Origin of the sequence: Streptomyces sp. (assembly GCF_035563135.1) — a bacterium.
GTDB lineage: Bacteria > Actinomycetota > Actinomycetes > Streptomycetales > Streptomycetaceae > Streptomyces.
Map to the genome: position 1 here is coordinate 1 of NZ_DATMVN010000634.1, position 20,205 is coordinate 20,205.

General features: G+C 73.1%; 16 protein-coding genes. 12 read left to right on the forward strand and 4 right to left on the reverse strand.

Annotated elements, in window-relative coordinates; translation table 11 throughout:
• A partial coding sequence (locus tag VN520_RS28430; RefSeq protein WP_325749817.1) for a DNA-3-methyladenine glycosylase 2 family protein occupies positions 1 to 889 on the forward strand: 889 nt, incomplete at its 5' end.
• A gap of 111 nt (positions 890 to 1,000) precedes the next feature.
• Here VN520_RS28430 and VN520_RS28435 read toward each other — a convergent pair.
• The 3 genes from VN520_RS28435 to VN520_RS28445 are packed head-to-tail and all read right to left on the reverse strand — an operon-like array spanning position 1,001 to position 3,864.
• On the reverse strand, positions 1,001 to 2,326 hold the full coding sequence (locus VN520_RS28435) for a coenzyme F420-0:L-glutamate ligase (RefSeq protein ID WP_325749818.1): 1,326 nt from the start codon (positions 2,324 to 2,326) through the stop codon (positions 1,001 to 1,003).
• Complete coding sequence (gene cofD / locus VN520_RS28440; RefSeq protein WP_325749819.1) at positions 2,323 to 3,279, reverse strand: 2-phospho-L-lactate transferase; 957 nt, start codon at positions 3,277 to 3,279, stop codon at positions 2,323 to 2,325. Before cofD ends, VN520_RS28435 begins: the two co-directional genes overlap by 4 nt.
• 45 nt (positions 3,280 to 3,324) lie before the next feature.
• Positions 3,325 to 3,864, reverse strand: a complete 540-nt coding sequence (locus VN520_RS28445) for a cysteine dioxygenase family protein (protein ID WP_325749820.1) — start codon at positions 3,862 to 3,864, stop codon at positions 3,325 to 3,327.
• Positions 3,865 to 4,514: 650 nt separating this feature from the next.
• Between VN520_RS28445 and VN520_RS28450 the strand changes: the two genes are divergently transcribed.
• The 3 genes from VN520_RS28450 to VN520_RS28460 all read left to right on the forward strand — a co-directional run bounded on the left by VN520_RS28450 (position 4,515) and on the right by VN520_RS28460 (position 10,456).
• On the forward strand, positions 4,515 to 4,778 hold the full coding sequence (locus VN520_RS28450) for a WhiB family transcriptional regulator (protein WP_325749821.1): 264 nt from the start codon (positions 4,515 to 4,517) through the stop codon (positions 4,776 to 4,778).
• 333 nt (positions 4,779 to 5,111) lie between these two features.
• The gene (locus VN520_RS28455; RefSeq protein ID WP_325749822.1) at positions 5,112 to 8,906 is read left to right on the forward strand and encodes a glycosyltransferase family 2 protein; all 3,795 of its coding nucleotides are present in this window, start codon (positions 5,112 to 5,114) and stop codon (positions 8,904 to 8,906) included.
• Positions 8,903 to 10,456, forward strand: coding sequence for a DUF5719 family protein (locus VN520_RS28460; protein WP_325749823.1), 1,554 nt, complete (start codon positions 8,903 to 8,905; stop codon positions 10,454 to 10,456). Before VN520_RS28455 ends, VN520_RS28460 begins: the two co-directional genes overlap by 4 nt.
• A 21-nt stretch (positions 10,457 to 10,477) precedes the next feature.
• On the opposite strand, the gene VN520_RS28465 is transcribed toward VN520_RS28460, so the two are convergent.
• Positions 10,478 to 10,906, reverse strand: coding sequence for a metallopeptidase family protein (locus VN520_RS28465; protein WP_325749824.1), 429 nt, complete (start codon positions 10,904 to 10,906; stop codon positions 10,478 to 10,480).
• 322 nt (positions 10,907 to 11,228) lie between these two features.
• On the opposite strand from VN520_RS28465, the gene VN520_RS28470 reads away from it, so the two are divergent.
• The 8 genes from VN520_RS28470 to VN520_RS28505 form a co-directional block, all read left to right on the forward strand.
• Complete coding sequence (locus VN520_RS28470; RefSeq protein ID WP_325749825.1) at positions 11,229 to 11,600, forward strand: DUF3499 domain-containing protein; 372 nt, start codon at positions 11,229 to 11,231, stop codon at positions 11,598 to 11,600.
• A 204-nt stretch (positions 11,601 to 11,804) separates the two neighbouring features.
• Positions 11,805 to 13,421 (forward strand): L-lactate permease, encoded by a 1,617-nt coding sequence (locus VN520_RS28475; RefSeq protein ID WP_325749826.1) that lies wholly within the window; start codon positions 11,805 to 11,807, stop codon positions 13,419 to 13,421.
• Positions 13,422 to 13,536: 115 nt separating this feature from the next.
• Entirely contained in the window at positions 13,537 to 14,904 is a 1,368-nt protein-coding gene (locus tag VN520_RS28480) for a phosphomannomutase/phosphoglucomutase (RefSeq protein WP_325749827.1), read from the forward strand.
• A gap of 310 nt (positions 14,905 to 15,214) precedes the next feature.
• Positions 15,215 to 15,397, forward strand: coding sequence for a Trm112 family protein (locus VN520_RS28485; RefSeq protein ID WP_325749828.1), 183 nt, complete (start codon positions 15,215 to 15,217; stop codon positions 15,395 to 15,397).
• A 40-nt stretch (positions 15,398 to 15,437) separates the two neighbouring features.
• Positions 15,438 to 16,574 carry an SIS domain-containing protein gene (locus VN520_RS28490; protein WP_325749829.1) on the forward strand — a complete coding sequence of 379 codons (1,137 nt, stop codon included), beginning with the start codon at positions 15,438 to 15,440 and terminating at the stop codon, positions 16,572 to 16,574.
• Between the two features lie 98 nt (positions 16,575 to 16,672).
• Positions 16,673 to 17,863 (forward strand): mannose-6-phosphate isomerase, class I, encoded by a 1,191-nt coding sequence (gene manA / locus VN520_RS28495; RefSeq protein ID WP_325749830.1) that lies wholly within the window; start codon positions 16,673 to 16,675, stop codon positions 17,861 to 17,863.
• A gap of 87 nt (positions 17,864 to 17,950) precedes the next feature.
• A complete protein-coding gene (locus VN520_RS28500) occupies positions 17,951 to 18,946 on the forward strand; it encodes a cation transporter (RefSeq protein ID WP_325749831.1) in 996 nt (331 codons plus the stop codon).
• 261 nt (positions 18,947 to 19,207) lie between these two features.
• Positions 19,208 to 20,205, forward strand: a 998-nt coding sequence (locus VN520_RS28505) for an adenosylhomocysteinase (RefSeq protein ID WP_325749832.1), incomplete at its 3' end; no start/stop codon positions are given.

Sequence of the window (20,205 nt, forward strand, 5' to 3'; positions counted from 1 at the left end):
CGACCTGCGGCTGGTCCTGAGCCCGCTACGGCGCGGCCCGGCGGACCCCGCCTACCGGGCGCTGCCCGACGGGACCTTCTGGCGTGCGACCCGCACCCCGGCCGGCCCCGGCACCCTGCGCGTCTCGGCGTCGTACGACGGCCGGATCACGGCGGCGGCGTGGGGGCCGGGCGCACAGTGGCTCCTGGACGGGCTGCCGGCGCTGCTCGGGGCGGGCGACACCCCGGACGACTTCCGCCCGCACCACCGGCTGATCGCCCTGACCCGGCACCGCCGGCCGGGGCTGCGCCTGCTGCGCACCGGGCTGGTCATGGAGTCCCTGATCCCGTCGGTCCTGGAACAGAAGGTCACCACCGACGAGGCGTACCGCGCCTGGCGGCTGCTGGTCCGCACCTACGGGACCCCCGCCCCCGGACCCGCCGGCATGACGTCAGGCACGCACGGCCTGTACGTCATGCCGGACGCCAGGACCTGGTCGCTGATCCCGTCGTGGGAGTGGCACCGCGCGGGCGTGGACGCCAAACGCTCCGCCACGATCCTGCGCGCGGTCCGGGTGGCCCGGCGGATGGAGGAGGCGGCCGCCATGGAGCTCCCCGAGGCGATGGCCCGGCTGCAACTGATCCCGGGCATCGGCCCCTGGACCGCGGCGGAGACCCTGCAGCGCTCGAACGGCGCCGCCGACGCGGTGACGGTCGGCGACCTCCACCTGCCGGGCATCGTGGGCCACGCGCTCGCGGGCAACAGGGACGCCGACGACGAGGAGATGCTGGCGCTCCTCGCCCCCTACGCGGGCCAGCGCCACCGCGCGACCCGTCTGATCATGCTCTCGGGCCACACCCCGGCCCGCCGGGCCCCCCGGATGACACCGCGCGACATCGCCCGGCTGTAGCCCTCCGCCCTGGGGGCCTCCCCGTCCCGGGGCCTCTTCGCCTCAACGGCCTCTCCGTCCCTGCCGCCCTTCCGCCCCGGCGGCCCCCTCCGCCTCAGCAGCCCCTCCGCCTCAGCGCACCGTGATGAACGCCCCCGTGTCCCGCACCGCCCGTGCCGGGGGCGTCCCCTTCGGGTGGCCCACGGCGACCGCGCCCAGCGGGTCCCAGGACTCCGGCAGGTCCAGCACCTCGCGCACCACGGACCGGCAGAACATCGTCGAGGAGACCCACGCCGAGCCGAGCCGCTCACCCGCGAGCGCCACCAGGAAGTTCTGCACGCCCGCACCGGCCGCCACCACGAACATCTCGCGCTCCGCGCTGTCCCGGCGCTCGTCCCCGTAGGTGTGCGAGCCGTCCATCACGAGGCACGGCACCGCCAGGTACGGCGCGTCGCGCAGGACGTCGCCCCGCCGGACCCGCCTGGCGATCGACTCCTCGCTGCGCCCGTCCCGCCGCAGATCCGCGATCCACGCGTCCCGCATGGCATCCAGCAGGCGGTGGCGCGACTGCGCGGACTCCAGCAGGACGAACCGCCACGGCGTCGTGTGGTGGGGTGCGGGAGCCGTCACCGCCGCCGCCACCGCACGCCGTACGGCCCCGGGGTCGACCGGTTCGTCCGTGAACTCCCGGACGGTGCGCCGGAGATTCAGCGCTTCCCGCACCGCCTCGGACGTACCCAGCCGGAACATGTCGTCCGCCGCGCCCCGCACCATCGCCCGGGCGCCCTGCTCGGACCCGCCGGGGCCCGCCACCACGTGCGAAAGCCCGCGCACCACCGCGACCGGCAGGCCGGACGCCTTGCCCTTCACCAGGTCACCGGCCGAAGCCAGCTCGTCGGCCGTGGCCACGACCGTGGCGCTCAGCGGGTTGCCGTAGCCGTCGGTGCCGCCCCGGAGGTCGTCGAGGACCCGGACCCCCGCCGCGCCGATCGCCACGTCCGTCAGGCCGTTGCGCCAGGGGCGGCCGAAGGTGTCCGTGACGACGACCCCGACCTCGACCCCGAGCGCGTCCCGCAGGCCGTCCCGGATCAGCCGGGCCGACGCGTCCGGGTCCTCGGGGAGCAGCAGCACCGTCCCGGCCGGGGTGTTCGAGGCGTCGACCCCGGCCGCGGCCATGACGAGTCCCTGCCGGTTCTCCACGATCCTGAGCGTCCCGCGCCGGGCGACCACCCGGACGGTCTCGGCGTCGATCGCCGCCTCCCGGTCCGTGGCCCCGACGATCCGGCCCTCGGCCTTGGACACGATCTTCGAGGTGACCAGCAGGACGTCACCGTCCACCAGGCCCGGCTCCGTGGCGGCGATCAGCTTCGCGAGGTCGTCGCCCTCCCGCACCTCGGGCATGCCGGGCAGTGCCCACACCCGGTACGAGGGCGTCCCGCCGGCCGGCCCGCCGCTCATGCCCGTACCTCCTCGGCCAGTGCCAGGGCCTGGCGGGCCATCTCGGCGGTGGCGTCCACGTCCGTCATCATCAGCGGCACGGCGCGGCAGCGGATCCCCGCCGCCTCGACCTCGGCGACCGCTGCGGCGTCCACGCTGTCGACGAGCCAGCCGTCGAGCAGTCCCGAACCGTAGTGCCGGGCGACGGCCGCGGCGGTGGACTCGACGCCCACCGCGGCCAGCACCTTGTCGGCCATGCCCCGCACGGGCGCGTCACCGACGATGGGGGAGAGCCCGACCACGGGCACCCCGGCCTCGGCGATCGCCTCCCGGATGCCGGGCACGGCGAGGATGGTGCCCACCGACACGACGGGGTTCGACGGCGGGAAGACGATGACGTCCGACTCGGCGATGGCCTCCAGGACACCCGGCGCGGGCTCGGCCTGCTCCGCTCCCACCGGCACGACGGCCCGCGCGGGCACGGAGGCGCGCATCTTCACCCAGTACTCCTGGAAGTGGACGGCCCTGCTCCCGCCGTCGGCGTCCACCGCCACATGCGTCTCGACGCGGTCGTCGGACATCGGGATCAGCCGGACCCCCGGCTTCCACCGCGCGCAGAGGGCCTCGGTGACCGCGCTCAGCGGATAGCCCGCGCCGAGCATCTGCGTACGGACGATGTGGGTCGCGAAGTCGCGGTCGCCGAGGCCGAACCACTCGGGCCCCACGCCGTACGCCGCGAGCTCGTCCTTGACCCGGAAGCTCTCGTCGGTCCGCCCCCAGCCCTGCTCCTCGTCGATGCCCCCGCCGAGGGTGTACATCACGGTGTCGAGGTCGGGGCAGACCTTCAGCCCGAACAGATGGATGTCGTCGCCGGTGTTGCCGATCACCGTGATGTCCGCGTCGGGCGCGGCCTGTTTGAGGCCGCGCAGGAAACGAGCACCACCGATACCGCCGGCCAGAACCACAATGCGCATGGCGAACAGTGTGTCAGGCGCGGCCCTGTCCGAGTGGGGGCGGTGTCAGACCTGTACGGCGTCCTCGGCGGCCGGGGCGCACCGCGCCGTGTGCATGGGCATGTCGGTCAGGCCCGGGAAGTAGATGTGCAGGCTGACGGCGGGTCCGAGGGAGTCGTTGACGACCTCGTGGACGTACCCCGGGGCGAAGACACGCTGCGCGCCGGAGTCCAGGGTCCGCTCCCCGCGCTCCGTGTGCTCGGTCAGCTCACCCTCCAGGACCGTGAGCACCCCGGAGGAGGGGCCGTGGTCGTGGAGTCCGCTGCCCTGGCCGGGGACCCAGCTGAGCAGCCACACCTCGTAGCCGAGGGGAGCCTCCCCCGCTCGGACGGGGCCGGGAGCCCGGGGGACGGAGCGCAGCCGGTGGTACCAGCGGGTGGTGGCGTCGTACCGGACCAGCGGGGCCCACCGGGCGCGGTCGGCGGCGATGGAGCGGGCGAGTCCGGCGAACCCTGCCACGGTGGAGGGGTGAGGGCTGGCCGGCTGGAGGAGGTGCTGGACCTCAAGGATGTCGCCGGCGATCGAAAGGTCGCTGTCGCTGTTCATGGGTGCGGTGGTTCCTCGGCATGGGATGCGCGCGCGGGGGGCGTCGCGGAGACCGGAATGCGTGGGGGAAGAGCTGGATCAGAGCTGGAGCGCTACGGCTTCAACAGCTGTGACAGCTGGAACAGCAACAGCGGGCCTGGACAGCCGTACGGAACCCACGGACGTGGGTCGTGTACATCGCTGCGGTCGCCGCCATGGAAGCAAGGAGACCGGCTGGATCCGTCCCGTGTCAACCCAATGCCCGATTTGGCGGCAATGTTTCACCCCGAGCGGTTGCCGTCGGTGGAGAAAGGTTTTGGCACCCATCGGACGGGCAAGGTGGCGCATCAACCGTGTTCCCGAATGCGGCTGACGCCCCGTGATCCACCTGTGATCTTGGTCGCTTCGGTGATCGAATCGAAACATCGAGGTGGCTCCACCCGTCTCACCCGGTGAGAAGCGGCGCCCGGGAAGACCGATGGCATATGTCAGGTTTTTGGTGATTTGAACACTTACTGCATACGCTTGGTTCCGCAGAGTGAATACCGAGGCCAATAGCAGATCTTCGCTTGACTGGCCCAGAGATACACACTTGTAATTTCACTCGTGTCGTTCGGCCGCTTCGATAACGGCCGCATCACGGGGACGCAAGAGACAGACGAGGGGCGCACATGACCGAGCTGTTCCAGCAACTGCTGGTCGAGGACGCGGACGAGGAACTCGGCTGGCAGGAGCGCGCGCTGTGCGCCCAGACCGACCCCGAGTCCTTCTTTCCTGAGAAGGGCGGCTCCACCCGCGAGGCCAAGAAGGTCTGCCTCGCCTGCGAAGTCCGTTCCGAATGCCTTGAGTACGCCCTCGACAACGACGAGCGGTTCGGGATCTGGGGCGGCCTCTCCGAGCGTGAGCGGCGGCGCCTGAAGAAGGCGGCCGTCTGACACACACCGCACCCGCGCGCCGGAACGGCGAGGCCCGGTCGGAACCGTGAGGCCGGCCGGAACCGCGAGGCCCGGCCGGGACGGCGATGGCCTGGGGGCCGCGCCCCGCGTCCGGGGCGCGGCCCCCAGGCCATCGGCATGTCCGGCCATCTCCGGCATGTCCGGCCGTCTCCTGCTGCCGCCGGTCAACCGCTCGGCACGGGGCGGACATCCGTACCGTTAGTGTGGGGCCCCGTCCGAGAGACGCGCCGACGCCCCGCCGGGGCGCACGCGTACACCGATGCAGCCCCCGGGGGGATCCCCTCCGGACCCGGCCGGAGGGCCCGTACCCCGATGTCCGTGCACAGCCACTCGGCGGCGCCGAACGAGGCCGCCGCCGCCCCAGAGTTCCCCCGGCACGTCGTCACCGCCGTACTCGTCTCGCACGACGGCGCACGCTGGCTGCCCCGCGTGCTCGGCGGACTGCTCGGGCAGGAGCGCCCCGTGCAGCACGTCGTCGCCGCCGACACCGGCAGCGCCGACGACTCCGCCCGCCTGGTCACCGAGGCGATCGGTGCGGAGCGCGTCCTGCACCTGGCACGTCGTACGGGCTTCGGCACCGCCGTGGACGAGGCGATCCGCACGGCAGGGGTCCTCACCCCGGACGACCTGCCGTACCTGAAGCGCCCCAGCGGCTGGGACCCGGTCACCCGCAGCTGGCGCGACGACGCCTACGACCTGCCGGAGCTCCCGCACGGGGAACCCGTCCAGTGGCTCTGGCTGCTGCACGACGACAGCGCCCCCGAGCCGGACGCGCTCGCCGAGATGCTCCGCGTCGTCGACCACGACCAGCACGCCGCGATCGTCGGGCCCAAGCTGCGCGGCTGGTACGACCGCAAGCAACTCCTCGAAGTCGGCGTCTCCATCGCCAACAGCGGACGCCGCTGGACCGGACTGGACCGTCGCGAACAGGACCAGGGCCAGCACGACCAGGTCCGCACGGTGCTGTCGGTCTCCTCCGCGGGCATGCTGGTGCGCCGCGACGTCTGGGAGGAGCTCGGCGGCTTCGACCGCAGGCTCCCGCTGATGCGCGACGACGTCGACCTCTGCTGGCGCGCGCACCAGGCGGGCCACCGGGTGCTCGTCGCCCCCGGCGCCGTACTGCGGCACGCCGAGGCTTCCGCCAGGGAACGCCGGCCCATCGACTGCGCCGGGCGCTCCGTCACCAGCCCGCACCGCGTCGACAAGGCGGGCGCCGTCTACACGATGCTCGTCAACGCCCGCGGCAAACAGCTGCCGTGGGCCGCGCTCCGCCTCGTCGTCGGCACCCTGCTGCGCACCCTCGCCTACCTCGTCGGCAAGGCGCCGGGGCAGGCGCTCGACGAGGTCGCCGGGCTCCTCGCCACCGTGCTGCGCCCCGGACGGATCGCCGCCGCCCGCCGCGCGCGGGGCAGAGGGACGGTGGACGCGGCCGATCTGCGCTCGCTCTTCCCGCCGCCCGGTGCCACGGTCCGGGCGACCGTCGAACAGGTCGCAGGCAACTTCGGCAGCCGCACCGACTCCGACTCCGGGGGCTCCCGGCACGGCGCCGTCGAGTCCGGGCCCGGGGGCGACGACGCCGACTTCCTGGAGATCGAACAGTTCGCGCGGCTCAAGAAGATCGGCCGCAAGCCCGGCCCCGTCCTCTTCGCGCTCCTCCTCCTGGTCTCGCTGGTGGCCTGCCGGGGGCTTCTCGGCAGCGGCGCCCTCGCGGGCGGCGCACTGCTGCCCGCCCCCGCCGACGTCTCCGACCTCTGGGGGCGCTACGCGGACGGATGGCACCCCGTCGGTACCGGAGGGACCCAGACCGCCCCGCCCTACCTCGGCGTGGTCGCGGCCCTGTCGGCCCTGTTCCTCGGCTCCACGGGCTTCGCGCTCACCCTCCTGCTCGTCTGTTCGGTCCCGCTCGCCGGGCTCACCGCGTACTTCGCCTCCCGGCCGCTGGTCGAGTCCCGGCTCCTGCGGGCCTGGGCGAGCGTCGCGTACGCCTTCCTGCCCGCCGCCACCGGAGCGCTGGCCACCGGCCGCATCGGCACGGCCGTCCTGGCCGTGCTGCTCCCGCTGATCGCCCGCGCGGCCGTCGCCGCGCACGGACTGCGGGGCGACGGCTCCGGCGCACGCGGCAGCTGGCGCGCCACCTGGGCGTACACCCTGCTGCTCACGGTCACCACGGCCTTCACACCGATCGTCTGGCCGCTCGCGGTGATCCTGGGCGCCGGGGTGCTGGTGCTGCGCCGGAACGACATCGCCGCCTACGGACTGCGCTTCCTGGCCACGGCCGGCACCCCGCTCCTGGTCCTCGCGCCCTGGTCACTGACCCTGCTCGGCAGTCCGTCCGGCTTCCTGGAGGAGGCCGGGCTCGACATCGGCACGGGCACGGCGTCCGCTCTCGACCTGCTCGGCATCAGCCCCGGCGGCCCCAAGGCCGCGGGCGGCATCCTGCTGCTGGGCATCGTGCTGGCGGCGCTGGCCGCCCTGCTGCGCGGGGAGCGGCAGTTCGCGATCCGCGCCGCCTGGGCCGTCGTGCTCGTCTCACTGGTCTTCGCGGCGCTCTCCAACGGCTCCACCTGGGCGGGGCCCGCCACGCTCGTCTACGGCATCGCGCTGCTCGCCGCCGCGCTGCTCGGGGCGGACGGCGCCCGGATCCGGGTCGCCGCACTGAGCTTCGGCTGGCGCCAGCCGGTCGCCGCCCTGATCGCCCTGGCAGCCGGGCTCGCCCCGGTCCTGGCCGCGGCAGGCTGGATGATCGGCGGTGCGGCCGGTCCGGTGGAGCGCCGGGACCCCGTCCAGGTGCCCGCCTTCGTGGCGGAGGAGAGCAGCACCCGGGACCAGGCGCGCACCCTGGTGCTCGGGGGGACGTCGCCGGCCGCCGTCCCCTACAGCCTGGTCCGCGGTTCGGGTGTCCGTCTGGGCGATGCCGAGCTCACCGAGGCCGGTGGCGGCAACGCCCGTCTCGACAAGGTCGTCGCCAACCTGGTCGCGGGCTCCGGCGCGGACCAGGGCAGCCAGCTCAGCGGCTTCGCCATCCGCTACGTCCTCGTGCGGGACGGGGCGCCCCGCCGGGTGAGCCGGGTGCTGGACTCGACCCCGGGCCTGAGCCGGCTCAGCCAGCTCGACGGCAGCGCCCTGTGGCGGGTCGACCGCCAGGTCTCCCGGCTCGCGATCGTCCCCTCCGGCGCCGATGCCGAACCCGTGCCCGTCGGGTCCCAGCCCGTCGAGGCGCACACCGAGATCCCCGAAGGTGACCCCGGCCGGGTGCTGCGGATCGCCGACGCGGCGGACCCGGGCTGGCAGGCCACGCTGAACGGCCGCGCGCTGACCCCGAAGACCGTGGACGGCTGGGCACAGGGATTCGAGCTCCCCGCCGAGGGCGGGACGCTCGACCTGACGTTCGACGCGCCCGTCACGCACACCCTCCGGGTCTGGGCCCAGGTGGCGCTCGGCGTCGTCCTGGTGGTGCTGGCCCTGCCGGGCCGTCGCCGGGAGGTCGACGACGACCTGCCCGAGGAGACCGAGGCGGTCGCGGCCGAGCCGGTCGCGGGTGAGGGGCGCCGGGCCCGCAGGCTGCGCGCGGCCGCCCAGGCGGAAGCGGCCGCGGCAGGCGACGACGCCGCCGAGGCGACGGCCCGGCAGGACGGCACGGCGACCGGACACGCCGAGGCGGCACCCGGCATCCCGGAGCAGGCAGCGGGGGAGCACATCCCGGAGCAGGCGCCGGGGGAGTACACCCCGGAGCAGTACATCCCGGCGCAGCAGAGCGCCGATCCGTACGCGGCGGACCCGGGCGCCCAGGACGGCACCGGCACCTACGCGGCCGTGCCCCAGCAGCACTACGGGGAGTGGGAGGCGCAGCAGTACCAGGGCGCCGACTACGGCCAGTACCAGGGCGGGCAGGACGCGGGCCAGTACTACCAGGCCGATCCGTACCAGCAGGACCCGTACCAGCAGCAGGGCGCCTACGACCCGTACGGATACGCCCAGCAGCAGCCCTACGCCACGGAGGCGGGCGAAGCCGCTCCGTACGACGGGCATGAAGGGCACGAAGAGAACCCGACCCCGGGCCAGGGCCCGTGGCCGGCCGGCAACGCATCGCGAGGCGAGTCCGAGTGAAGTCCACCCCCCTTTCCCTCATCGCGGGCGTCGTCGCCCTCGCCGCCGTCACCGGTTTCGCCGCGCTCACCGTGCCCGGCGACGAGGGCGCGGCGGAGACGAAGACCGCTGCCCGGCTCCCCGTCGAGCGCTCCAGCCTGCTCTGCCCGGAACCGAGCACGTCCGACGTGGCGGAGACGACGTACACGTCCTTCACTCCGGCGGGGAAGGGCGGCTCGGAGGCCGGCGCCGCCGAGCTGGAGCCGGCCGATCCCCTGCCGGCGGACGAGGAAGCGCCGGCGGACGAGGACAAGGACGCCGAGAACGAGGACGAGGACAAGGACAAGGGGGAGGCGGAGGACGAGGCGCCGGACGGCAAGCCCGTCGTCTCCCTCAAGGCCCTGGGCGAGCCGGCCACCGCCGAGACCTCCAAGTCCGACGCCCCCGCCCTGGTCGGCACCGCCACCGGCAAACTCGCGCCCGGCTGGACCGCCCAGCAGACCACCACGGTCGCCGCGGGCGGTGCCCGCGGTCTGCTCGGCGTCAGCTGCACCGCCCCCGACACGGACTTCTGGTTCCCGGGGGCGAGCACCGGGGAGGCCCGCCAGGACTATGTCCACCTGACCAACCCCGACGACACCGCCGCCGTCGCCGACATCGAGCTCTACGGTGCCGAGGGCCCCCTGGAGTCCACCGCGGGTGAGGGCATCACCGTCCCGGCGAGGTCGAGCGTCCCGATGCTGATCTCGACCCTGACCGCTGAGGCGGCCGAGAACGTGACCGTCCACGTCACCACCCGGTCGGGACGTGTCGGCGCGGTCGTGAGCGCCGCGGAGGAGGAGGTGGGCAGCGACTGGCTGGCCGCCTCCGCCGACCCGGCGGACACGCAGATCCTGCCCGGGATCCCGGCCGACGCCACCTCCGTACGCCTGGTGGCGTTCGCGCCCGGGGAGGCCGACGCCGATGTGAAGCTCCAGCTCCTGGGGAAGACCGGGCCGCTGACACCGGCCGGGAACGCCACCTTGCACATCAAGTCGCAGATGACCGCGAGCGTCGACCTCAAGGACGTCACCCGTGGGGAGCCCGGCTCGCTCCTGCTGTCCCCCGCCGACGGCAGCACGACTCCGGTGGTCGCCGCACTGCGCGTGGTGCGCGGCACCGGGGCCAAGCAGGAGGTCGCCTTCATCCCGGCGACCGGCCCCGTGGGCGAACGGGCGACCGCGGCGGACAACCGCGCCAAGGGCTCGGTGCTGTCCCTGACCGCTCCCGGCGGGGCGGCGGAGGTCAAGGTCACGGCGTCGGCGGGCAGCGAAGGCGGCGAGGCGACCGTGAAGACGTACACGGTCAAGGGCGGTACGACGCTCGCGGTCACGCCGCAGGCTCCGGCGGGTCTCAAGGGCGGCTACGCCCTGACGGTGGAGACCGAGCGGGGCGGCCCGGTGCACGCCGCCCGCACACTCACGATCGCGGAGGGCGGGGTCGGCATGTTCACCGTGCAGACGCTGCCGGACGACGGGGGCACGGTCGAGGTGCCCGAGGCCGTCCAGGACCTCTCGGTCCTGGACGACTGAGGGAGCGCGCTGCGGGTGGCCTCAGTCCTGCCCGTAGCGCGGGTCGACCGACTCGGGTGAGAGACCGAGCAGCTCCGCGACCTGCTCCACCACGACTTCGTGCACCAGCAGGGCACGCTCGTCGCGGCTCTTCGTGCGGATCTCGACGGGGCGCCGGTAGATGACGATCTGCGCGGGCTGCCCCTTCACGGCGGACAGCGCACGCCCCAGCGGCACGGTCTCCTCCAGCGAACCCGGCACGTCCAGGACCAGGAAGTCGACGTCCGCCAGCTGCGGCCAGCGCCGCTCCAGCCGCTCCACCGAGTCCTGGACGAGGTCACGGAAGCTCTCGGCCCTGCTGACGGACAGCGGCACCTGGGGCGGTGCGACCGGTCCGCGCATACCGCGGCCATGGCGGTCGCGGCGGCGGGGCCGTGGCTCGGACGGGAGAGGAGGTACAGGACTGTCCATCACCGACGCAGCGTAACCCTCCCCGGGCCGGGGTGATCAGTGCTTCTCCGCAGGTCTGCCGGATGCCACGAGATGAACATTCCGGCCAGGGTCCGGTGTGTTCCGGTCCTTGCCGTGATCGCAGGCCCTTCGCCGAATGACCGCTCATGTTCTTCCCGGCGACCGCGATCCCCTCCCGCGCGCACCGGTTCATTCCGGCTGCCGGGCAGGTCGGAGCGGTTGCGCCGGAGCCGCCCCGCGGCGGGTCCGCGGGGCGACACGAGCGGGTGAGCTGAGGGAGAGTCGTCGCAGCCCGCTCAAGAGTGCGGTACCGTCCAACATCGTGAGCCCTGTACGTCGCTGTTCGCGAACCGCGTGCGGCCGTCCCGCCGTCGCGACACTGACGTACGTCTATGCCGACTCGACCGCGGTCCTCGGCCCGCTCGCCACCTATGCCGAACCCCACTGCTACGACCTCTGCGCCGAGCACGGCGAGCGGCTGACCGCGCCGCGCGGCTGGGAAGTCGTCCGGCTCTCCGACCCCTCGGTCCCCACCCGCCCCAGCGGTGACGATCTCGAAGCACTCGCCAACGCCGTGCGCGAGGCGGCCCGTCCCCAGGACCGGCAGCAGGGCGGCAGGGGACCGCGATCGGCGGACCCGGTGGAGGTCGCGCGCCGGGGGCATCTGAGGGTGCTGCGCTCCCCGGACTCCTGACACACCTGACCCGCCCGCCGGCCTGCCCTCTCCTCCGTCCCGCCGCCCCCTCGGTCCCGCTCGCCGCCTCTTCCGTCCCACCCGTCACTCCCCGGCCGGAAGGAGTTTTCCGGTGCGGAGCATTGACGCTGACTTGTCGCGGACACGACCATTCCTCCATCCGTGGGAGATCGCTTCCGCATCACGGAATCCGGGGAGGTCTGTGTGTTTGTCCAGCAACTCGAACCCGTAGCCGATTCGCTCGCTCTGTCCGCTCTTGTCGCTTCCTTGCCACTGGTGACTGTTCTCGTTCTGCTGGGCGCCGTCCGCATGAAGGCCCACCGTGCCGGACTCGTCGGGTTCGCCGTGGCCGTGCTCGTCGGATGGCTGGCGTTCGGCATGCCCGTCGGGCAGACCCTGTCCGCAGGGGCGCAAGGCGTCCTCTTCGGGCTCTTCCCCATCATGTGGATCGTCGTCAACGCCCTCTGGGTGTACCGGATGACCGTCCGCACCCAGCACTTCGACATCCTGCGGCGCTCCTTCGGCCGGGTCTCCGACGACCCCCGCATCCAGGCGCTGGTCATCGCCTTCTGCTTCGGCGCGCTCCTGGAGGCGCTGGCCGGCTTCGGCGCACCCGTCGCCATCTGCTCGGTCATGCTCGTGGCGCTCGGCTTCGACCCGGTGAAGGCCGCCGTCGTCTCCCTGGTCGCCAACACCGCGCCCGTCGCCTTCGGCGCCATGGGCACGCCCGTGGTGACGCTCGCCCAGGTCACCGGGCTGCCGCTGGACGACGTCGCCACGGTCGTCGGCCGCCAGACACCCCTGCTCGCGCTCGTCGTCCCGCTGATCCTGGTCTTCCTGACCGACGGAAGGCGAGGACTCCGGGAGACCTGGCTGCCCGCCCTCGTCTGCGGGACGGCCTTCGCGGTGGCACAGTTCGCCGCGTCCAACTTCCTCTCCGCACAGCTCGCCGACATCGCGGCGGCCCTGGTGGGCGCGGGCGCGCTGATCGCCCTCCCCGGCGCCCGCAGGCCCGCCGGAGAAACCGTGCGCGCGGCCGTGCTGACGGGCGTACGCAGCGAGGACCTGGACACGGAGGACCCGCGCCGCGAGGTGCTGCGCGCCTACGCCCCGTACGCCCTGATCGTCGCGGTGTTCTCCCTCGCCCAGATCCCGCCCGTCAAGCGGCTGCTGGCCGGGGCGACCCAGGTCTTCGACTGGCCGTTCCTCGACGTCGCGGGACCCGGCGGGGAACCGGTCGGCGCCAACGCGTTCTCCCTTCCGCTCCTCGGGACGGGCGGCACCCTCGTCCTGCTGGCCGGCCTGGTCACCGCCGTCGTCCTCGGCGTACGGGCCGGTGCCGCCGCGCGGGAGTGGGCGGCCACCGTGCACGAACTGCGGTACGCGATCCTCACCGTGACGTCCGTCCTCGCCCTCGCCTACGTCATGAACCTCTCCGGACAGGCCGCCACCATCGGCCGGTCCGTCGCCGCGGCGGGCGCCGGACTCGCCTTCCTCTCACCGGTGCTCGGCTGGTTCGGAGTCGCCGTGACCGGCTCCGACACCTCGGCGAACGCCCTCTTCGGTGCCCTCCAGGTGTCCGCGGCACGGGAGTCGGGGCTGTCGCCGGAACTCCTCGCCGCCGCCAACAGCTCCGGGGGCGTGCTGGGCAAGATGATCTCCCCGCAGAACCTGACGATCGCCTGCGCGGCCGTCGGCCTCGCCGGACGCGAGGGAGACCTGCTGCGCAAGGTCCTGCCGTGGAGCCTCGGCCTGCTGCTGGCGATGTGCCTGGTCGTGATGGCCCAGAGCACGGTGGTGCTGGGCTGGATGCTCCCCTGACCGGAGGCCTGGGGGCCCGGGGGCGCTGCGGTGCCGGGCCGGCTGCTCCCCTGACCGGGGGCCCGGGGCCGCCGGGTAGTTTGGGCGGTCCGTAAAGATCCCAGGAGGACCGGCCGTGGTTGCTGACCTGTCGCAGCTCGTGAAGGCGTACGACGTGCGCGGAGTCGTGCCCGACCAGTGGGACGAGCCGCTCGCCGAACTGTTCGGCGCCGCCTTCGTCCAGGTCACCGAGGCGGACGCCCTCGTGATCGGTCACGACATGCGGCCGTCCTCACCCGGCCTGGCCGCCGCCTTCGCCCGCGGCGCGACGGACCGCGGCGCCGACGTCACCCTCATCGGGCTCTGCTCGACGGACCAGCTGTACTACGCGTCCGGGGCACTGGACCTGCCCGGAGCGATGTTCACGGCCTCGCACAACCCGGCGCGGTACAACGGCATCAAGCTGTGCCGCGCCGGGGCCGCGCCCGTGGGCCAGGACACCGGGCTGACCGAGATCCGCACCCTGGTCGAGCAGTGGTCCGAGCACGGCATGCCCGCGACGACCGTGACCACCCCGGGCACCGTCACCGAGCGCGACACCCTCACCGACTACGCCGCGCACCTGCTGGGCCTCGTGGATCTGTCCGGTGTCCGGCCGCTCAAGGTCGTCGTGGACGCGGGCAACGGCATGGGCGGCCACACCGTCCCCACCGTCTTCGCGGGCCTCCCCCTCGACCTCGTACCCATGTACTTCGAGCTCGACGGCACCTTCCCCCACCACGAGGCCAACCCCCTCGACCCGAAGAACATCGTCGACCTCCAGGCCCGTGTCCTCGCCGAGGGCGCCGACCTCGGCCTCGCCTTCGACGGTGACGCGGACCGCTGCTTCGTCGTCGACGAGCGCGGCGAAGGCGTGTCCCCGTCCGCGATCACGGCCCTGGTCGCCGCCCGCGAGCTGGCCCGCAACGGCGGCGAGGGCACCGTCATCCACAACCTGATCACCTCCTGGTCGGTCCCCGAAGTCGTACGCGAGAACGGCGGAACCCCCGTCCGCACCCGTGTCGGCCACTCCTTCATCAAGGCCGAGATGGCCGAGCACGGCGCGATCTTCGGCGGTGAGCACTCGGCGCACTACTACTTCCGCGACTTCTGGAACGCCGACACGGGCATGCTCGCCGCGCTCCACGTCCTCGCCGCACTCGGCGGCCAGGAGGGCCCGCTCTCCGGCCTCCTCGACCGGTACGACCGCTACACGGGCTCCGGCGAGATCAACTCCACCGTGGCCGACCAGGCCGGCCGGCTGACGGCGATCAGGACGGCGTACGACAACCGCGAGGACGTGCGGTTCGACGAGCTCGACGGGCTCACGGTGACCGGCACCGACTGGTGGTTCAACCTCCGCGCCTCCAACACCGAGCCGCTGCTGCGTCTGAACGTCGAGGCACGCGACGAGAAGACGATGACACAGGTCCGTGACGAGGTCCTCGCCCTCGTCCGCGCGTGACGGGCGAGCGTCGCGTTCGTCGCGCGCGGACGGGCGCATGTCGTGTTCGTCCGCGCGCGGACGGGCACACATCGCGTTCGTCGCGCGTGACGGGCGACATCGTGGGCACACGCACCGTGGACACCGGGGGACGACCCCGGCGTCCGCACCGCCCGCGGCATGCGTACCGCCCGACGCATGTCCCGTCGGACGGGGCCTGCCGGGCCGCGACCCTCTCGGCCCGGCGGTAGGCTGACCACGCCCCAAGCTCCGCGGACCCGAACCGGGGTCCGGACCGGAACCGCACCGCATGCCCGAAGGGACCCACCCCATGCCGCTCGAAGCCGGCCTCCTGCAGATCCTCGCCTGCCCGGCCTGCCACGCCGAGCTCGACGACCGGTCCGCAGCCGAAAGCCCCGAGCTGGTCTGCACCGGCGCGGACTGCGGTCTCGCCTACCCGGTACGGGACGGAATCCCGGTACTCCTCGTCGACGAGGCCCGCCGCCCCGCGTAATCCGCACCCTGATCAGTACGGTGATCGGAGGCCCACCACCATGCTCGACGAGTCGCTGCTCGACGCACCGGAAGCCCTGGCCCGAGCCGACCGGCGGGGGCTGCTGCGCGGCGCCGCCGAGGCCGGAGCCCGCGTCCGCACCGCCACCCGGCACGCCGCCGAGGCGGGAATCGGCGCCCTGGCCCCCGAGGGCCGGCCCCGCGCCGTCCTCGTCGCGGGGCCCGGCACCGCCGCGTCCGGCGTCGCCGACCTGATCGGCGCCCTCGCGGGTGCCTCGGCGCCCGTCACCGCGATCCGCCCCACCGGGGTGGCGGCAGCCGTCGGAGCGCTGCGCTGGGCTCTGCCCGGCTGGGCCGGTTCCGTGGACCTGCTGCTCATCGCCACGGCCGACGGTTCGGAACCCGGCCTCGCGCTCCTCGCGGAGCAGGCGTACCGCCGCGGCTGCACGGTCGTCGCCGTCGCACCCGTCCGGTCCCCGCTGCGCGAAGCCGTCGACGGGGTCCACGGACTCGTCGTCCCCATGGCCACCGCCCCGCACGGGGAGTACGACGCCGAGACCTCGGCGGCGGGCCCCGGCACGCTCTGGGCCCTGCTCACCCCGCTGCTCGCCCTGCTGGACCGGGTGGGCCTGATCGACGCGCCCCCAGAGACGCTCCAGAAGGTCGCCGACCGCCTCGACCGCACAGCCGAACGCTGCGGGCCGGCCGTCGCCACCTACAGCAACCCGGCCAAGACCCTGGCCGCAGAACTCGCCGACAGCCTGCCCCTCGTCTGGACGGAGGGCGAAGCCGCAGGCCCCGTGGGGCGCCGCTTCGCCGCCGTCCTGGCCGAACTGGCCGGCCGCCCGGCCCTCGTGGCCGAGCTGCCTCAGGCACTGCCCTCCCACGGGGGACTGCTCGCCGGAGCGTTCGCCGCAGGGGCCGACCCCGACGACTTCTTCCGCGACCGGGTGGACGAACCCGAAGCCATGCGAGCCCGCGTCGTCCTGCTCCGCGACCGCCCCACCGGCGGCCTGACGGCGAGCCCCGCCGCCCGCGAGCTCGCCCTGAGCCACGACACGGCCATCAGCGAACTCGAACCGGAGGAGGGCAGCGAGCTCGAAGCCCTCGCCGAGCTCCTCGCGGTCACCGATTTCGCCGCTGTCTACGCCTCCCTGGCCTCCGACAACCGGATCTGAAGCCCCTCGACCACCGGCCCTGAAGCCTGCTGACCACCGGGTCTGAAGCCCCCCCCCGGGGCGCCACGCCCCCGCGCATCCCACGAGGACGAATCTCCATGGACCGGCTCTCCAACACCGTGCGCCCCTACGCCTGGGGGTCCACCACGGCCATCCCCGAGCTGCTCGGCACCGCCCCGACCGGCGAACCGCAGGCCGAGATGTGGATGGGTGCCCACCCGGGAGCCCCTTCGCGCGTCACCCGCCCCGCCGGAGCGGACCCCACGGGTTCCGGGCCGGTGGAGCAGTCCCTCACGGACGTCATCGCGGCCCACCCCGAGCGTGAACTCGGCACCGCGGCCGTCCGCGCCTTCGGCCCCCGCCTCCCCTTCCTGCTCAAGCTGCTCGCAGCCGGCGCCCCGCTGTCCCTCCAGGTGCACCCCGACCTCGCACAGGCACAGCAGGGCTTCGCGGACGAGGAGCGCCGGGGCGTTCCCGTCGACGCACCGCACCGCACCTACAAGGACGCCAACCACAAGCCCGAGCTGATCTGCGCGCTCACACCCTTCGAAGGGCTGTGCGGCTTCCGCAGGCCCGCCGAAGCCGCCGGCCTGATAGCCGCCCTCGGTGTCGACTCGCTCAAGCCCTATGTGGACCTGCTCCGCGCCCGGCCCGAGGACGGAGCCCTGCGCGAGGTCCTCACCGCGATCCTCACCGCCGACCCCGACGAGATGGCGGCCTCGGCCGCCGAGGCGGCCGAGGCCGCGCAGCGGCTCGGCGGCGCCCACGCTCCGTACGCCCAGATCGCCCACCACCACCCCGGCGACCCGGGCGTCATCGCGGCCATGCTGCTGAACCACGTGCAACTCCAGCCCGGCGAGGCCATGTTCCTCGGCGCGGGCGTGCCGCACGCCTATCTCAGCGGCCTGGGTGTCGAGATCATGGCCAACTCCGACAACGTGCTGCGGTGCGGTCTGACCCCCAAGCACATCGACGTCCCCGAACTGCTGCGCATCGTCCGCTTCGAGGCCACCGAGCCCGGCATCCTCCGCCCCGAAGCCGCCCCCGGCGGCGAGGAGCTGTACGAGACGCCGGTCGACGAATTCAGGCTGTCGCGTTACGTCCTGCCGCCCGGCGGGGCCCCCGTCGACCTCGGCGCCGCCACCCCCCAGATCCTGCTCTGCACGGCAGGCACCCCCCGGACAGGGGAGATCACCCTCGCACCCGGCGAATCCGTGTTCGTCCCGGCGGACGAAACGGTCGAAGTCTCCGGTACCGGAACGCTCTTCCGCGCGACCGTGGTGGTCTGACGTACCGTCCGCACCAGCGACTGCAACAATGTCCGGCCGTATCGCGGCGCCCGTGCCGCAGCACCGAAGAAGGGACACCAGGCACCCATGAGCGCGTCAGGCGGAACCAAGGCGATCGTGGCGGCACTCGCCGCCAACCTCGCGATCGCAGTGGCCAAATTCGTGGCGTTCCTCTTCAGTGGCTCGTCATCGATGCTGGCGGAGAGCGTCCACTCACTGGCGGACTCGGGCAACCAGGGACTGCTGTTGCTCGGCGGCAAGAAGGCCCAGAGGGAGGCGTCCCCCCAGCACCCCTTCGGTTACGGGCGCGAGCGCTACATCTACGCCTTCCTCGTCTCCATCGTCCTCTTCTCGGTCGGTGGCATGTTCGCGATCTACGAGGGTTACGAGAAGATCAAGCACCCGCACGAGATCGAGGCCTGGTACTGGCCGGTGGGCGTGCTGGTCTTCGCGATCATCGCCGAGAGCTTCTCCTTCCGTACGGCCATCAAGGAGTCCAACCAGACCCGCGGCAAGCTGTCCTGGACGCAGTTCGTCCGGCGCGCCAAGGCGCCCGAGCTTCCCGTCGTCCTTCTTGAGGACCTCGGCGCGCTCGTCGGCCTGATCCTGGCCCTCGCAGGTGTCGGACTGGCGCTCGGCACCGGCAACGGCGTGTGGGACGGCATCGGAACGCTCTGCATCGGCATCCTGCTGATCGCGATCGCGATCGTTCTCGCCGCCGAGACGAAGTCGCTGCTGCTCGGTGAGGCGGCCGGCGTCGAGGACGTCGAGAAGATCCAGGCCTCGGTGGTCGACGGCGACACCGTCACGCGCATCATCCACATGCGCACGCTCCACCTCGGTCCGGAGGAGCTGCTGGTGGCCGCCAAGATCGCGGTGCGCGCGGAGGAGTCCGCCGCCGAGGTCGCGGAAGCGATCAACGCCGCCGAGAACCGGATCCGCGCGGCCGTCCCGATCGCCCGGGTCATCTACCTCGAACCCGACATCTACAACGAGGCGGCCGCAGCGGCCGGCACCAACCCCGGCAAGACCCCGGGCGGCCCCGCGTCCCCCGGCGGCGCACCGGCAGGATCCGGTCACTGATCCGCTGAGGTCCAGCCCCGAACGGCCCCGTGCCCCACTCCGCCGCCCAGGCGGACTGGGGCACGCTGGGCCGTTCGGTGTAGATTCGGGGGAGTACCAGACGTCGCTGCTGATGGCGGTCGATCGGTTCGCGGGAGCGGGCCGGCCGAGGGAGAGAGGGCCTCCGACGGACTGCACTGCGGACCGCCCGGGCATTCGTGTGTCCGTGGCCGCCGCAGAGCCAGCCATCCACCCTCGACCCACCACGAGGAGCAGCCCGTTATGACGACGGCCGCCAATCGCCAGGACTTCAAGGTCGCCGACCTTTCCCTCGCCGCCTTCGGGCGCAAGGAGATCACCCTCGCCGAGCACGAGATGCCCGGCCTGATGTCGATCCGCAAGGAGTACGCCGCCGCGCAGCCGCTGGCCGGCGCCCGGATCACCGGCTCGCTGCACATGACCGTGCAGACAGCCGTCCTCATCGAGACGCTGGTCGCCCTCGGCGCCGACGTCCGCTGGGCCTCCTGCAACATCTTCTCCACCCAGGACCACGCCGCCGCCGCCATCGCGGTCGGTCCGGCCGGCACCCCGGACGCCCCCGCCGGCGTCCCGGTCTTCGCCTGGAAGGGCGAGACCCTGGAGGAGTACTGGTGGTGCACGGAGCAGGCCCTGACCTGGCCGAACACCCCCACCGGCGGCCCGAACATGATCCTCGACGACGGTGGTGACGCCACCCTTCTCGTCCACAAGGGCGTCGAGTTCGAGAAGGCCGGCGAGGCCCCGGACCCGTCGACCGCGGACAGCGAGGAGTACGCCCACATCCTCACCCTGCTGAACCGCACCCTGGGCGAGTCCCCGCAGAAGTGGACCCAGCTGGCGTCCGAGATCCGCGGCGTCACCGAGGAGACCACGACCGGTGTGCACCGGCTGTACGAGATGCACCGCGACGGCACCCTCCTCTTCCCGGCGATCAACGTCAACGACGCGGTCACCAAGTCGAAGTTCGACAACAAGTACGGCTGCCGTCACTCGCTGATCGACGGCATCAACCGTGCCACCGACGTCCTGATCGGCGGCAAGACCGCCGTCGTCTGCGGCTACGGCGACGTGGGCAAGGGCTGCTGCCAATCCCTCCGCGGCCAGGGCGCCCGCGTGATCATCACGGAGATCGACCCGATCTGCGCCCTGCAGGCCGCGATGGACAGCTACCAGGTCACGACGCTGGACGACGTGGTGGAGACGGCGGACATCTTCATCACGACGACCGGCAACAAGGACAT

Bases quoted from the DNA above. Each gene is read 5' to 3' on its own strand.
- VN520_RS28455 (WP_325749822.1), top strand. From the start codon at position 5,112: ATGTCCGTGCACAGCCACTCGGCGGCGCCGAACGAGGCCGCCGCCGCC.
- VN520_RS28500 (WP_325749831.1), top strand. From the start codon at position 17,951: ATGAGCGCGTCAGGCGGAACCAAGGCGATCGTGGCGGCACTCGCCGCC.
- VN520_RS28445 (WP_325749820.1), bottom strand. From the start codon at position 3,864: ATGAACAGCGACAGCGACCTTTCGATCGCCGGCGACATCCTTGAGGTC.
- VN520_RS28490 (WP_325749829.1), top strand. From the start codon at position 15,438: ATGCTCGACGAGTCGCTGCTCGACGCACCGGAAGCCCTGGCCCGAGCC.
- VN520_RS28465 (WP_325749824.1), bottom strand. From the start codon at position 10,906: ATGGACAGTCCTGTACCTCCTCTCCCGTCCGAGCCACGGCCCCGCCGC.
- VN520_RS28435 (WP_325749818.1), bottom strand. From the start codon at position 2,326: ATGAGCGGCGGGCCGGCCGGCGGGACGCCCTCGTACCGGGTGTGGGCA.
- cofD (WP_325749819.1), bottom strand. From the start codon at position 3,279: ATGCGCATTGTGGTTCTGGCCGGCGGTATCGGTGGTGCTCGTTTCCTG.
- VN520_RS28485 (WP_325749828.1), top strand. From the start codon at position 15,215: ATGCCGCTCGAAGCCGGCCTCCTGCAGATCCTCGCCTGCCCGGCCTGC.
- manA (WP_325749830.1), top strand. From the start codon at position 16,673: ATGGACCGGCTCTCCAACACCGTGCGCCCCTACGCCTGGGGGTCCACC.
- VN520_RS28450 (WP_325749821.1), top strand. From the start codon at position 4,515: ATGACCGAGCTGTTCCAGCAACTGCTGGTCGAGGACGCGGACGAGGAA.